Origin of the sequence: Thermoclostridium stercorarium subsp. stercorarium DSM 8532, assembly GCF_000331995.1 — a bacterium.
In the GTDB taxonomy this organism is placed as follows: domain Bacteria; phylum Bacillota; class Clostridia; order DSM-8532; family DSM-8532; genus Thermoclostridium; species Thermoclostridium stercorarium.
In genome coordinates this window covers 1,460,911-1,475,824 of sequence record NC_020134.1, presented here as the reverse complement: position 1 = coordinate 1,475,824, position 14,914 = coordinate 1,460,911, and the positions used below count along the sequence as shown (strand labels likewise).

Annotated in this window: 15 protein-coding genes; all 15 read left to right on the top strand. The window is 39.3% G+C overall.

Translation table 11 applies throughout. The annotated features are described in order from the left end of the window. The 15 genes from CST_RS06440 to CST_RS06370 all read left to right on the top strand — a co-directional run bounded on the left by CST_RS06440 (window position 1) and on the right by CST_RS06370 (window position 14,913). The gene (locus CST_RS06440; protein WP_015359039.1) at window positions 1-816 is read left to right on the top strand and encodes a CpaE/TadZ family protein; all 816 of its coding nucleotides are present in this window, start codon (window positions 1-3) and stop codon (window positions 814-816) included. Next, window positions 809-2,662 carry an ATPase, T2SS/T4P/T4SS family gene (locus CST_RS06435; RefSeq protein WP_015359038.1) on the top strand — a complete coding sequence of 618 codons (1,854 nt, stop codon included), beginning with the start codon at window positions 809-811 and terminating at the stop codon, window positions 2,660-2,662. The genes CST_RS06440 and CST_RS06435 overlap by 8 nt, the downstream gene beginning before the upstream one ends. Continuing rightward, window positions 2,662-4,680 (top strand): hypothetical protein, encoded by a 2,019-nt coding sequence (locus CST_RS06430; protein ID WP_015359037.1) that lies wholly within the window; start codon window positions 2,662-2,664, stop codon window positions 4,678-4,680. Before CST_RS06435 ends, CST_RS06430 begins: the two co-directional genes overlap by 1 nt. A gap of 32 nt (window positions 4,681-4,712) precedes the next feature. Then, the gene (locus CST_RS06425; RefSeq protein ID WP_015359036.1) at window positions 4,713-5,177 is read left to right on the top strand and encodes a hypothetical protein; all 465 of its coding nucleotides are present in this window, start codon (window positions 4,713-4,715) and stop codon (window positions 5,175-5,177) included. Window positions 5,178-5,203: 26 nt separating this feature from the next. Then, the gene (locus CST_RS06420; protein ID WP_015359035.1) at window positions 5,204-5,599 is read left to right on the top strand and encodes a hypothetical protein; all 396 of its coding nucleotides are present in this window, start codon (window positions 5,204-5,206) and stop codon (window positions 5,597-5,599) included. Further along, complete coding sequence (locus CST_RS06415) at window positions 5,600-6,151, top strand: hypothetical protein (RefSeq protein ID WP_015359034.1); 552 nt, start codon at window positions 5,600-5,602, stop codon at window positions 6,149-6,151. Further along, window positions 6,138-7,097, top strand: coding sequence for a hypothetical protein (locus CST_RS06410; protein WP_015359033.1), 960 nt, complete (start codon window positions 6,138-6,140; stop codon window positions 7,095-7,097). The genes CST_RS06415 and CST_RS06410 overlap by 14 nt, the downstream gene beginning before the upstream one ends. Before the next feature lie 208 nt (window positions 7,098-7,305). Then, window positions 7,306-7,899, top strand: coding sequence for an SOS response-associated peptidase (locus CST_RS06405; RefSeq protein ID WP_015359032.1), 594 nt, complete (start codon window positions 7,306-7,308; stop codon window positions 7,897-7,899). An 80-nt stretch (window positions 7,900-7,979) separates the two neighbouring features. Further along, the gene (locus tag CST_RS06400; RefSeq protein ID WP_242823600.1) at window positions 7,980-8,621 is read left to right on the top strand and encodes a hypothetical protein; all 642 of its coding nucleotides are present in this window, start codon (window positions 7,980-7,982) and stop codon (window positions 8,619-8,621) included. A gap of 357 nt (window positions 8,622-8,978) precedes the next feature. Beyond that, window positions 8,979-9,644 (top strand): single-stranded DNA-binding protein, encoded by a 666-nt coding sequence (locus CST_RS06395; RefSeq protein ID WP_015359029.1) that lies wholly within the window; start codon window positions 8,979-8,981, stop codon window positions 9,642-9,644. Between the two features lie 44 nt (window positions 9,645-9,688). After that, window positions 9,689-10,099 carry a P-loop NTPase family protein gene (locus CST_RS06390; protein WP_015359028.1) on the top strand — a complete coding sequence of 137 codons (411 nt, stop codon included), beginning with the start codon at window positions 9,689-9,691 and terminating at the stop codon, window positions 10,097-10,099. A gap of 133 nt (window positions 10,100-10,232) precedes the next feature. After that, window positions 10,233-12,665, top strand: a complete 2,433-nt coding sequence (priA, locus tag CST_RS06385) for a primosomal protein N' (RefSeq protein WP_015359027.1) — start codon at window positions 10,233-10,235, stop codon at window positions 12,663-12,665. Between the two features lie 66 nt (window positions 12,666-12,731). After that, window positions 12,732-13,199, top strand: a complete 468-nt coding sequence (def, locus tag CST_RS06380) for a peptide deformylase (RefSeq protein ID WP_015359026.1) — start codon at window positions 12,732-12,734, stop codon at window positions 13,197-13,199. Between the two features lie 15 nt (window positions 13,200-13,214). Next, window positions 13,215-14,165: a methionyl-tRNA formyltransferase gene (gene fmt, locus CST_RS06375; protein WP_015359025.1), complete on the top strand. Its 951-nt coding sequence runs from the start codon at window positions 13,215-13,217 to the stop codon at window positions 14,163-14,165. Continuing rightward, a complete protein-coding gene (locus tag CST_RS06370) occupies window positions 14,143-14,913 on the top strand; it encodes a DUF116 domain-containing protein (RefSeq protein WP_015359024.1) in 771 nt (256 codons plus the stop codon). The genes fmt and CST_RS06370 overlap by 23 nt, the downstream gene beginning before the upstream one ends. Window position 14,914 lies beyond the last annotated feature (1 nt).

Sequence of the window (14,914 nt, the reverse complement as noted above, 5' to 3'; positions counted from 1 at the left end):
TTGCAGGTATCTTTCTGGAGCGATTACCATCAGCTCGGAACTACGAGCAATATGATTGCGGTGGCTCTCTATACCGCCCTTAGGTACCGTATCCGAATCCTTATGGCTCATAACCATTTTGAAAGAAGCACGCTTGAACCCGCCTTTATAGACAATTCGTATCTGGAATACAGCCTTATGGATTTTTCGGATACCGGCATTGATGCCTTAAGCAGATTTATTAAGTTTAATAAAATTGAGAAAGACGAAATAGCAAGTTATACAACCACTGTCCTGAAAAACAGGCTTGATCTTTTGACAGGAACCAGAAACACAAACATGGATATTTACCAAAGCAATATGAAGGAAACCATCCAGTTAATACTTAAATCTGCAGGCGTTTATTACGACCTTGTTTTTATTGATACAGCCCCGGGCAACAATGAGATATCAAAAAAGATTTTGGAGAATTCGGACTTAACGGTGGTAAACCTGAGTCAGAATCCGCACGCCATTGAAAGTTTTCTGAAAAATTTCGGTGATTACAGAGAAAAGGCTTTTTTCATAATCGGAAAATACGACCCCAATTCAAGGTTTAACATAAAAAAGATAAAAAAGCGGTTTAACTTGAATAACATATATGCCATACCCTATGACATTGAATTTGCTGACGCATGTGTTGAATGCAGGGTGATCGATTTCTTTATAAAAAACCTTAAGGCGGATAAGAAAGATATACACGGCTACTTCATCAAAAGTGTGGCGGAAACCGCGGAAGCGATATTGAACACGCTCGGGGTGGATGAAAAATACAGGGCAGGTGAATTGGGTGAATGAGATTATGATTGTGCTGATAACCGCGACTGTATCCGTTTTAACAATTTTGTATTTTAAAGATACCGGAAAAAACAGAATTAAAACGGCCGACTTAGAAGAAAACAGATATGCAATAGAGGCAATACTTGCTTTTATTCGGGAAGCGTTCAACAATATTCTGAAGACCAATCTTTACGAGCTGAATATCACAAGAGAGGAATTTGAAAAAAGAATGCACAACAGGAACAGGTTGCGCAGGGCACTAAAAAACTGCACATACGGTGACATAAATGCAAAAAACTATGTAAAGGATTTTATAAAGGATATTCTAGTCAGATCATATGAAATTGACGAGAATAATGTGAACAACATAATAAGTTTTGATAATCCAAGAAAGTTGTCAGCACAGGATAAGTTTGAAATTCTTCTTTATCATTACAAGAAAAAATATGGCAACAGAGCCCTCGAAAAACTAATACTGGAATATAATCTTGACAGTCCTGTCGTTACCGGGGAGGGGATATCCTACGTAATTACGAAGGAACAAATTGACAGTATTTTTGCAAAAGAAACCATAATCAACAGATTTGAGGACAAGCTCAATATAATAGCCCAAAGAATTTATCAGTTATACAAGGGCTTCGGAGTTATTGACGAAATACGGGATATGCGCATTGACGGTGTATCCGGAGGAGTATCGGGTATACCTCCGGCCTTCCATGAGGAACTGGATTTAACTGTAAGTCTTTCGATTATATCAAAGCTTCCGGCCAATTATGACTCTGTATGGATTTTTTTCAAAGGCAAAACAATACACCTGTCGTTTTTAAGTTTTGGGTCGGAGGAAGAATTAATCAGGGTATGTAAAAACATATACCGGTACAATTACCCAGGACAACTGAGCGAAAGCAACGGTTATAAAGTAAACGAGATGAAAGACGGAAGCAGGGTTGTTGTTGTAAGACCCCCTTTTTCGGAATCGTGGGCATTTTTCGTAAGAAAGTTCGACAGTATTGAAAGGGCGGAAATTGAAGAACTGATAACCGACAAAAACAGCGAAATTCCAATAGGATTAATCAAATGGCTTATAAAAGGATGCCGAGTAACCGCGATAACCGGTGCGCAGGGCACAGGCAAAACCACGCTTCTTATGTCGATTGTAAAGTTCATAAACCCGGCCTATACGTTAAGAATTCAGGAAATGGCTTTTGAACTGCATCTCAGAAAAATATATCCTGAAAGGAACATCCTTACTTTCAGGGAAACCACAACAATATCGGGACAGGAAGGTCTGGACCTTCAGAAAAAAACCGACGGTACGGTTAATATCCTGGGCGAGGTTGCTACGGCTCCGGTAAGTTCGTTGATGATTCAAATGGCTCAAGTGGCAAGTCTTTTCACCCTTTTTACCCACCATGCGAAAACAACGGTGGATCTTGTGAAATCTCTCAGAAATAATCTTTTGCAGACGGGAGTGTTTACGAACGAGAAAATTGCGGAACAGCAGGTAGCGGACGTGGTCAATTTCGATATTCATATGAACAGGGATTTAACCGGTCACAGGTATATTGAAAGAATTACCGAAATAATTCCGGTTGATGATACCGATTACCCTGAGATTAAATTTAATGACGATGAAGTGGATATCAACGGATTTCTTGACATCGCCCGCGAATTTTTCACAAGAATGACTGACAGAAAGGTGTTTGAAACAAGAGACATCATAGTTTATGAAAACGGGGAGTATAAAGTTTGTTCTCCTCCAAGCAAAAAACAAATTAATGCGATTATGAACAATTTAACCGATGACGAAAAGTCGGAATTTAAATCCTACCTGACCAGGTATTTTAACCGGAGTGAAGTTTAATGAAGGAGAATGCACTGATAACAATTTTAACAACGTTGATTATTCTGTCAGCAATAAGTGCGATTTTCGCAGGCATAATGCTTATTAACCTGAAAAAGAAAGAAGACTTGAAGGTCCGGCTCAAAATAAAAAAAGATTTCCTGTATTCTTCCTACAGGATAGCCGTGAAAATTCCTTTTTTAAGAAGATACATGAGCAGAATAAAAAAGCGCATCGAGATTCTTGATCTGTCCGATGAATGGACAATAAACAGGAAAACAATGCGTTTTACATATTTTTCCCTCGGAATTTCGTTGACCGTACTGTTTATATTGCTTATTCTCAGCCAAAACCTTTATTTTGCCCTGATATCGGTTTTCACCGTGTATATATTGCACAACCAGATAATAAAAATGCTGGTTGACAGACTTGATAGCAGACTTCTAAAGCAATTTGAAAATTTTCTGGAAAACGTCAGGCATCATTATCATGAACATGGAATGATTGATGAGGCAATATACGACAGTATATCGGAATGCGATTATGAAATGTCTCTTCATGCGGAGAAAATGTATGAAACTTTAACCGATACGAATATCGACGACAGGGTAGACCAGTTTTATGATACAGCGCCAAACAAGTACATGAAGACATTTATCGCAATGAGCTACCTTGTGCAGCGTTTTGGGGACAAATTTCTCGAAGGAAAGTCAATTTATCTTACCAATTTGAATTATTTAAAGCAGGAAATCAATATGGAGCTTTTGAGACGGGAAAAACTGGGATACCTTTTTCAAAGCCTCTCAGCCATAGCAATTTTCCCGATATTTACGTTGAATTTCATAAGAAAATGGGCTGTATCCAATATTCCGGAATTGTATGAATATTATGACGGTGTCTACGGTTTTATCGCAACCACTGTGCTTTTCATTCTTGCAGTAGCCGCTTATCAACTGATTGTGAGACTTCAGACAAATGCAGAATATTCGCCGCTCGGAAGCAAACTTTTGTCGAGATTGCTTAAAATATGGATAATTAGACACATTACCGATGCCGTTTATGAGAAAAAATATTCAAAATCATTAAAGTATGAAATGCTTTTGAATAAAACACAGGCTCGAATGACTGTAAGGGAGTTCATTCTGAAACAAATTCTGTATTCTGTCCTGGCTTTTCTGTTAAGCCTTTTGGTTTTCCTGAACGTTCACTGGATTGCAAGGCACAATATATTGTATTCATCACCCGGTTTGAAACTGGCCGGCTATAATCCTTTTATAGACAAAGAGACCGAACTTAAGGAAATAGAAACAGACAGAAAATATATAAACTTATTTAAGAACAAAAAAGTAACCTTTCAGGAATTGGCCGAAACGATAAGGCTGAATGAAAATTACGGTGACAAAAACCAGGTAGTGGTTACGGCAAAAAGAATATTAGGCAAAATCGAAAAATACAGGTCACATAACTTTAAATGGTGGGAACTGGTAATCTGCATTGTGCTTTCAGTTATATCTCATTACATTCCTTACTGGATGCTGCTTTTCAGTGAACGCATACTGAAAATTAGTATGGAGGACGAAGTAAAACAGTTTCACACTATCATTATGATGCTGATGCATATTGAAAGGATAAGTGTTGAGGATATACTGCACTGGATGGAACAGTTTGCCGAAATATTCAAACCGTCAATACAAAAATGCCTTAACAGTTATGAGTACGGAGACAGGCAGGCGCTGGAGCAATTGATAATTGACGAACCTTACCCGCCTTTTGCAAGAATTGTGGAAAATCTTATTTCCGCTGCTGACAAAATCACCGTCGAACAGGCTTTTGACGAGCTTAGGCTGGAAAGGGAATATTATCAGGAAAAAAGAAAACAGGACAATGAAATAATGGTGAACAGAAAAGGCATACTGGGGAAGTTTATAGCTTTTATTCCCATGGGAGCGACAATTCTGCTGTATATTCTTATACCATTCATTTTGCTTAGCATAAGGCAGTTGATTAGTTTTTCGGATGAAATCGATAAATTATTTTAAACTTTGAATAAAACATAAGGAGGAGTGGTTTTATGGAAAATTCATTAAAAGCCATTATAATCGGCGCGGGTGTAGTTATTACAATGGCTGTGGTATCAATAGGCATAATTCTGATGCGTTCGGGCCAGAGTACCGCATTGGCAACTATCGGAAAACTGGAAAGGATAAACACCGAACTTGAGGAATCCCAGTATACCATTTACGACGGCATGGAATTAAGCGGCAGCGAGGTTGTCAATGTTATAAGGCGGTTTAAGGATGAGTATATAGGCGTTATGGTAAAAACCAACAAGAATCCTTCAGGAACATGGTACATTAATGAGGTTGTTATCAGCAACAATACCGGTGAAATTAAAAAGAACGGAACGGTAAGCAATATATCAGAGCTGATGGATGAAGCAAGCGATAAATACATAAATAGAAACGGCAAGTTTACGGGAGAAGTTATCCGTGACAAGAACGGGAAAATTGTGGCATTGATTTTTACCCAGAAATGAAATACTGGTTCAAGGGGAGTAATCGTATGGAAGAGAATATACTGAAAGCCATTTCTTATTTCAGTGCCGCCTTTTTTATAATAACAGCCGTTACGCTTTTTTTTACTCTGTATAATAACAAAAATGAGATAATGGATACAATAAGTAGTAAAATTTGTGAAAAAGGACCGGTTTACGAAACAAATTACGTCGATATCCCGAAAAATTCAACGGTTTCCGGGGCTTTTATCATCGGTTGTATTAAAAACGGTCTTGAAACCGATATTTCGGTAGATTCGGTACTTATTCCTCAAAATACTGATATTAGCGCTTTTGATTACGACATTGTGGATTATGATTCGGAGTACAATGTGGAGTATGTTTTTAACACTTCCGGAGAGCTGGTTATGGTTAAATACCGAAAAAAAGGCGGTGAGCCCTAATTGTCTGAAACACTTGGCAAAACCGTCGCAATGCTGATATCAATTCTGTTGTTTTTCATTTTTCCTGTGGAAAATATGTTAACCCGGCAGGATGATATTACAAGAATTGTTGTGCTTTATGAAACAACAGATTTTGTTGATTCGGTCAGAAACCTGGGATATATCACTCCGGTTATGTATGCGCAGTTCTGTGAAGCTCTGGCGGCAACGGGAAATGTGTATGAAATAACCATGGAACATATACATTACAGCATAGATCCTGTTTATACAGATCCTGCTGACATAACGACGTTTCAGCATGATTATATGATTAATCGTAACATAACATATACCGAAGAGATCCTTGAACGATTGTTTCCCGAAAACCCGGGTTTTTCAGGTCAGACCGACAGGTATTATTATTTGTCAAAGGGAGATATTTTCAGAGTGAAAGTCGTAAATGTAAACAAAACGCCTGCTACAAGGGTTCAGCAACTGCTGCTTTTTTCAGAACTACCGGCAAGACGCATCATTGTCAGTTACGGAGGCATGGTACGGGATGAAAATCACTGACATGGCTGTTCTTTTTGTTTCCATAGCCTTGCCTTTTGCCCTGATGCTAAGAATTAAGAACGACAATCTGAAAAACGCCGAATATAAAAGCATGATTCTCAACAGATACCTTGACACTGCTGTAGAAGACGCATCAAATGCCATGATTGTAAGGGGGATGGATAACAAAATATTCATTTCACGTGAAAAGGCAGTGGAAGCTTTTTTCACGACACTTTATGTTAACTTTGGCATAATGCATGATGAAACGGCAAAGGATGTTTTAAAAGCCTATATTCCGGTAATAGTCCTCATTGATTACGACGGGTACTGGGTATATTCAGCGGAGTCCTACAAAAATATTAATGGCGAAATAATACAGGAAATGGTTTGGAAACCGAAAAAGCCATATTTCTATGAAAAAAAAGGATTTGTATATCTTTTCACTCTGGATGATTACGTTAAAGTTTTCGATACCATAAATAAAGTTTTTTATGAGGGCAGGAGGGAGGAATTAACGTCTGCTCTCCCGTTTGACACATTAATTTGTGACTTTGAGCTGTTTGAAGAAGTAAGGAAAAGAACAATTGCCGAATCCATCAAAAAGGACGTAAATATCGCCATAAACGAACATAACAAATATGCCAAAACGTATGGAATTGCTTACCACTTCAGCCCTCCTTCGATATCGGACGGTAACTGGCAGAGGAATATTGAGGATATAGGGATTCTTGCATTTTTTCAGGGAATACCGGTTGGAATCAGGGGTGAACGCTTCAACAGTTATGCCCTTGGAGCTGCGAGAATAATAAGAAAAAATTACTATTTCATTCAGCAGGATATAAACGGAATTTACTATTATCACCGGGAAAATTGCCCTATCCTTACAGAAAAGGACACGATATATGATAACAGGCGGGAATGCGCGCTGTTGGGGGCTTTTCCGTGCCATATCTGTAATCCTTAAATAATTTTTTTGAAAAAATTTGCCCATATACGTTTAAAGGGGTTCATGGTTAGTGTGCTTTATTCCGTGAACCCTATTTTTGTGTACAAAAGGCGTTTGCCACAGATTCATGCATTAAAAATATTCAGACGCACAGTATGTTAATAAACTGTAAATGTTGATTATAATAATAGTAAGCCAAAGTTAACGTAGGAAAGGACTGTTTTTTATGTGTGGGAGATTTTATATTCCGGAAAAGGAAATGGACGATTTTGCAAAACTTGTTTCAGAGGTTGAGCGGCATCTTATCAAAAAACACGGTGAGATATTCCCCGGTGATACCGTTCCCATTATCACACCTGACAGTGGAGAAAGAAAGGTTCACGCGGTAAAATGGGGGTTTCCGTCTCCCAACGGAAAAAAACTAATTTTTAATGCAAGATCGGAGACCATATCGGAAAAACAAATGTTCAGGACACCCTTCCTGAAACGCAGATGTCTTGTGCCGGCAACGGGTTTTTTTGAATGGAAAAAAAGCGGAAACAAAAAAATAAAACATCTTATCAGCATTGACAATAAACTTTTCTATATGGCAGGAATTTTCTGGTTTTTCAGAGGCAAAAGCGATGATTACGTTTTCCCTGCATTTACAATTCTTACAACAGATGCCAACGAAAAAATTCAAAAAATACATAACCGAATGCCGGTTATAATAAGTGAAAGGGACATGGACAGATGGCTGTTTTCGACCGATACAGCAGAGCTTGTTTCGATGCTTCGGGCGGCAGACAACGACAAAACATATATTGCCGAAGTGACGTAACTTATGCCGGATTACATCTCTGAATAGCAAATCAATAATTGCAGAAGATAATATCACGTTATAAACAAAGTATACAGACAATGAAGCAGGGATTAGGCATGCATATAGCCGGAATTATTGAAAACAGCAATACTCAGGATATTTTAGAAACAATAAAACACTTTCTTAATATTGAAAACAGAAAAGTCAGCATTTCAGAGTATGGATATTTCAGGAACAAGGAAACCTGGAACAGTTACTGTTCGGCAATCAATCAGACAGGAACTGAAATTCTCATTATTAAAATCAAATTTTCAGACATAGAAGATGCTTTAAATTTTCTCCCGCTGGATACATTAATTATAAATGATTACAGTGAATGGGCTTTTGCTCAAAATATAATCTGCAACAGCAAAAGATCTTTTAAAAACTTGACGATTATTTTAAACGGAGATGTAATTAAAACGTTAAATTTTTCCGATGAAATATGCAGAGTGCTACGTTATGGTTTTAATAAGGACTCAAACATCACAACGTCAAGTACCGGGGAACCTTCAATTAGCGGGCGGTTTCTGTGCTATATAAGAACCGGGCTGGTTACTGCTAATGGAAGAAAAATAGAACCCCAAGAGTATGTGATTAACATCGACAGTACTGCTGTGGATCCTTACAACATATTGGCAGCTGCTTCCTTTGCAGTGCTGTATGATGTGAATTTAAACAGGGGAAATGCCATTAGTTAATTATATTTAACATAATATACCGGCAAATATTGCTGAAAATAGCCGAAAAAAGGTGAAATTACAACAAAATGCTTTTAGAACATTGCATAACGAAGTTTATATGGGTATAATAAAATTGGCTGATTGCAGCCAATTCTGGCTTTGATGTGATTGTTGCTGGATAAGCCTTTTTTTGTTAATATTGCCCGTTTTGCAGGCAGCTTTACTTTTTGACAGGAGAAATGGTAATGTTATGAGTTTTAAAACTCTTAAAATAAAAATAAAAATAAAACTTCTAAAAACATATTTTGTGGAATAAGCTAACATGAGATGAATTTAGTTTTAGACACGAAAGACAGAGAGGAGTGGGGTTTATCCATGCCCGGTAATATTATGGATAACAATAGTGCCAGTTTGTCCGGAACCATAATATCAAAGCCTGAATTCAGTCATGAAGTTTATGGTGAAGGGTTCTATACTTTCACAGTAGAAGTTCCCAGACTCAGCAATACATACGATTACATTCCTGTAATGTTTTCAGAACGTTTACTGCCTCTGGAAAAATTCGAGGTAGGGAAAATGGTTGCTGTGGACGGGCAATTCAGAAGTTATAACAACTACAGCGGAGAAGGAGGCCGTAAACTTCTGTTAACTGTCTTCGCCAGAGACATTGCAGTTTTTGAACCCGGTGAAGATGTCAAAGTAACGAACAGCATTTACTTAAATGGTTTTATCTGTAAAAAACCTGTCTACAGAACTACGCCTTTCGGACGTGAAATCGCTGATATTCTTCTGGCTGTGAACCGCGCATACAACAAGTCGGACTACATACCGTGTATTGCATGGGGTCGCAATGCCAGGTATGCGAGTAATTTTGAAATTGGTGACAATATCAGAATTTGGGGAAGGATTCAGAGTCGGAACTATCAGAAAAAATTGCCTGACGGTACTGTAGAAGAAAGGACAGCTTACGAAGTTTCCATATCGAAAATGGAACACCTTAAGGAAAACAACAATGCACGCAAGTCAAACAGGGAAAGCTAAAACAGATAAGAATTGAAATATATGCCTAAAGGGGAAGATATTTTGTGATAAAAGTAGTATTTGGAACAAAAGGCGTCGGAAAAACGAAATATTTAATAGAAGACGCCCACAGTATAGTTGACAACATACACGGACATGTGATTTTCATCGACAGTGACGATGAACTCATAACGGCATTAAGGCATGAAATCCGTTTTGTTAATATAAAAGAGTTCAATATTGAAAATCTCAGTTCATTCTATGGTTTTATCTGTGGTTTGATTGCCTCAGACTACGATATTGCAGCCTTATATATAGACAGGCTGGATCTGATAGCCGAACCCAATCCCGACTATCAGCTTTTCTTTGAAAAAATTAAGGAACTTCATGATAAGTTTAACATACGCCTTGTATTTTCCATTAGCGGAAACATTAAGGATATTCCTGACTTTATTACAAAAGAGTACGCTCTGTAACAGACATTTAATATTTCAATATTTGCATTTTTTTCGGCCTGTTTCAAACAGGCTTTTTTATTTTGACCCTGTACTTTCAAACATTTATTCAATAATGTAAAATAAACTGAGAATGTACAGAGGTGTATAAAAAGTGTACGTGTCGGTTGTGATACAAAACAGCACAAGGGAATTTGACAAATTTTATGATTATATCGTCCCGGACAATATGAAAGACTGTATCAGACCGGGAGTTCGTGTTATTGTTCCGTTCGGGAAAGGGAACAGGCTGTGTGAAGCTTTTGTAATGGCTGTAAAGGAAACAAGCGAATTTTCAGGTTTAAAGGAAATTTCCCAGATTATTGACGAAACTCCCGTTTTGTCAGATGAACTTATAGAATTAAGCAAATATATGAGAAAAAGGTATGTATGCACCTATGATATGGCTATAAGATGCATGCTTCCCACCGGACTTGGGCTGTTATTCCGGGAAGATGTTATACTTATGTCAGCTGACCGGGTAGACCTTGACAGGGATGAACAGGAAATTATTAAAGTATTGTCTGACAACAACGGAAAAATATCGGTGGAAGATCTTACGCAAATTGTCAACAGACCTGTAAGAAAAATTCTTAATCAGCTTATAGAAAAAAATGTTGTAAGAATAAAAAGCCATGTCCAAATGAAAGCCAGGGCCAAAACTGAAAAAAACGCATGTCCTGCGATGGATGAGGAAGAATTCTGGGAATTGGTAGAAAATAACAACGTTAAAAATCTGAATTATATACGTATCATGGAAATACTTTACGAAGAAGGAAGCATATCCGTGGCCGAACTTAACGCTCTGGGTTTTTCCCAGAACACACTTAATAACATGAAAAAAAAGGGATATATTGCCTTTTATGACGCTGAAGTTGAACGGAATCCGTTTGAATATGACGACGCTCCTGAAACACTCCCCTTGCCGCCCACACCATCCCAGAAAAAAGCCCTCGACATTATTTACGAAGCCATGGAAACAGGGGGATTTCAGGAGATTCTGCTCCACGGCGTAACAGGCAGTGGAAAAACTGAAGTTTACATGCAGGCCATAGCCAAGACCATTGAAAAGGGAAAAAACGCTATTTTATTAGTGCCTGAAATCGGGCTTACTCCTCAGACCGTACGCCGCTTCAAAGGAAGGTTCGGAAATCAGATTGCACTGCTCCACAGCCGTCTTTCAATAGGCGAGCGTTTTGATCAGTGGCGGAGAATTAAAAACGGGGAAGCCAGAGTGGTTATCGGAGCGCGTTCTGCTGTTTTTGCGCCTTTGGACAATATTGGAATTATCGTTATAGACGAGGAACATGAAACATCCTATAAATCCGACAGAACTCCCAAATATGATGCAAGAGGCATAGCCACATTCAGATGCAGATACAACAATGCCCTTCTCATCTACGGTTCAGCAACACCGTCGATAGAAAATTATTACAGAGCCAGAACCGGAAAAATAAAACTTGTTGAAATGAATGAAAGAACGAACAATCTGCCGCTTCCCGAAATTATTACTGTGGACATGAGGAAGGAACCTGACATGGGCTCAAAGAACGGAATAAGTACTGTTCTTACCCGTGAACTTATAAAAAACAAGGAAGCAGGCGAGCAGTCCATAATTTTTATTAACAGAAGGGGATATTCAAATTTCGTACAATGCAGAAACTGCGGGTATATAGTATTATGCCCTTACTGCAGTGTTTCGCTTACCTACCATCAGGCGGAAAAGAAACTGGTATGCCATTACTGCAGTTTTGTAACGGCAAAACCATCGGTTTGTCCGGAATGCAAAAGTAATAACATTGATCTTCATGGTATCGGGACTCAAAAAGTGGAGGAGCAGATCCCTCAAATTCGTTCCGACATATCGGTAATCCGTATGGATATGGATACCACCACCGGTAAACGCGGTCACGAAAAAATCCTTGATACCTTCAGAAACAACAAAATTGACGTACTGGTGGGAACGCAGATGATAGCCAAGGGGCATGATTTTCCTGATGTTACACTGGTAGGCATACTTTCGGCGGACAGTCTCCTCGGCAGCGGAGATTATAAAGCGACCGAAAGAACATTCCAACTCATAACACAGGCAGCGGGAAGAGCCGGGCGGGCAGGCAGGCACGGCAGAGTCGTCCTTCAAACGTATAATCCCGACAATTTCAGCATCCAGGCTGCAATAAAGCAGGATTATAAAGAATTCTACAGGCAGGAGATCGCACTTCGCAAAATGCTGAAACTTCCACCTTTTTACCAGCTGGGATTGGTTCAGGTTTCATCGAAAAAAAGCGAAGCAGCTATGGAAATTATAAAAAAAATCCATTCAGATATAATAAATAACATGAACCTGAATGAAGGGATGTTTGTTTCCGATCCTGCCCCGTCACCACTGGCAAAACTCAGGAATCAGTACCGGTGGCGCATCGTTCTGAAACATCCGAGGATTAAAAACATGACAAATATTCTTGAATGGATCTACGATAAATATAACAATTCACGGAAAAAAGAATGGACCGTTTCGGTGGATATTAATCCGTATAGTATGATATAATGACATCATTGCGGGGTAAATAATATTATGTTTTAAGCAAAATTATTTTCGTTGGGAGGCAACTTAATGGCAATTAGACAAATTCGTAAAAAAGGTGATGAAATTTTAAGAAAAAAGAGTAAACCTGTAAAGGAAATAAACGACAGAATAAATGAACTGATCGATGACATGCTCGACACAATGTATGACGCGAACGGAGTAGGTCTTGCCGCGCCGCAGGTTGGCGTTCTTAAAAGAATATGCGTCATAGACGTCGGCGAAGGGCCGATTGTCCTGATTAACCCGGAAAAAATCGAAGAATCGGCCGAACAGGTTGTGGATATTGAAGGTTGCCTGAGTATCCCCGGGGTATACGGAGAAGTGAAGCGACCGGAACGCGTGGTTGTAAAGGCTCTTAACAGGAAAGGTGAATCCTTCACAATCGAAGGGACGGGCCTGCTTGCACGGGCATTGTGCCATGAAATGGATCATCTTGACGGAATACTGTTTGAGGATAAAGTAATACGGTATGTAGATATGGACAATGAAAATTAAAGAGAAGGTGTTGATATGAGGATTGTTTTCATGGGGACACCCGAATTTGCCGTTCCAAGCCTTGAAATTTTGATTAATAACGGAATGGATGTCGTAGCCGTGGTAACGCAGCCCGACAAGCCAAGAGGAAGAGGATACAAGGTTTCATTTTCTCCGGTAAAGGAATGTGCACTTAAATATAATATACCTGTAATGCAGCCTGAAAAAATAGGAAGCAGCGATTCGGTTCAGCAACTTAAGGAAATGGCCCCTGACCTTTTTGTAACATGCGCTTTTGGACAGTTTTTAACCCAGAAGGTATTGGATATCCCAAAATACGGAACCGTTAACGTCCATGGCTCGTTACTTCCGAAGTACCGTGGCGCCGCCCCGATTCAATGGGCAATAATAAACGGTGAAAAAACAACAGGCGTAACAACAATGCTGACGGTTCTGAAAATGGATGCAGGGGACATACTGCTCTCAAGGGAAATTCCAATTGATGATGACATGACAGCAGGACAACTTCACGATAAGATGTCCATAATCGGAGCCGAACTGTTGCTTGAAACAATCCGCCGGATTGAAAAGGGAACCATTACACCTATACCGCAGAATGAGGCAGAAGCCACGTATGCTCCACGTATTGTCCGTGAAACGGGCAGAATAAACTGGGATGCAGATGCCACGGCCATACATAACCTGGTACGCGGTACCGATCCATGGCCCGGGGCATATTCATACCTTAACGGCAAGCGGATGCGTATCTGGAAAACAAAAGTGCGGGATGCTGGACTAATATCGGGTAATAAGCCGGGAACAATAATAGAGGTGGGGAAAAGTTTTATTACGGTACAGGCGGGGAAAGGTGCGGTTAATGTTTTGGAAATTCAGTGTGACAACGGCAAAAGGATGACAGTGGAGCAATATTTGTGCGGACATGAAATCAAACCGGGGGATCGATTTGAACAGGAACAGCCACTTTAGAAACCTTTCATTAGGCGTTATTTTGGTTTTTTTTGTGCTTTCTGCATCAATATTGACTTCTGCGGTATTCCTGGGTGCCGAGTTTTTTAAAATTATTTTTGTCTGTACCGCATTTTTACTTTTTATTGTATTGGCATTGCTTTTGGCTGGATTTTTTACCGTTAACACAAGCCTTGTTAACGACCGGAAAAGTGACAAAAAAAATAACGGCGCTTTCACCCGGTTTTTCATGAACGTCGCGTTAAGAGTTTATATGCCTTTTTTGCTGTTCGTAAGCGACGTTTTCAGTTACAGGAAGGATGAAATACGAAAAGTTTTCATAAAGGCAAACAACAAATATGTTTTATCCCTTGACAAAAAAGTATTGCCTGAGAAACTGCTTGTTATACTGCCTCATTGCCTGCAATGGTCGGAATGTGCTCATCGCATCCGTGAAGGGCTTAATGAATGCAGGCAGTGTTGCAGGTGTACCCTCGGAAAAATAAAGGATTTGGTCAGGAAGTTCAGAGTCAATATAGCGATTGCCACTGGAGGAACCTCTGCGCGAAAAGCCATAAAGGACTTAAAGCCTGACCTTGTTGTGGCCGTTGCCTGCGAAAGAGATCTAGCGTCAGGGATTATTGATGTGAAAAAAATCCCCGTTTACGGTATAATTAACAAAAGACCCCACGGCCCATGCAGGGATACCTGGGTTAACACCGAAGAACTGGAATGGGCGTTAAAGCATTTTTTGCAGAAACAGGAATGAT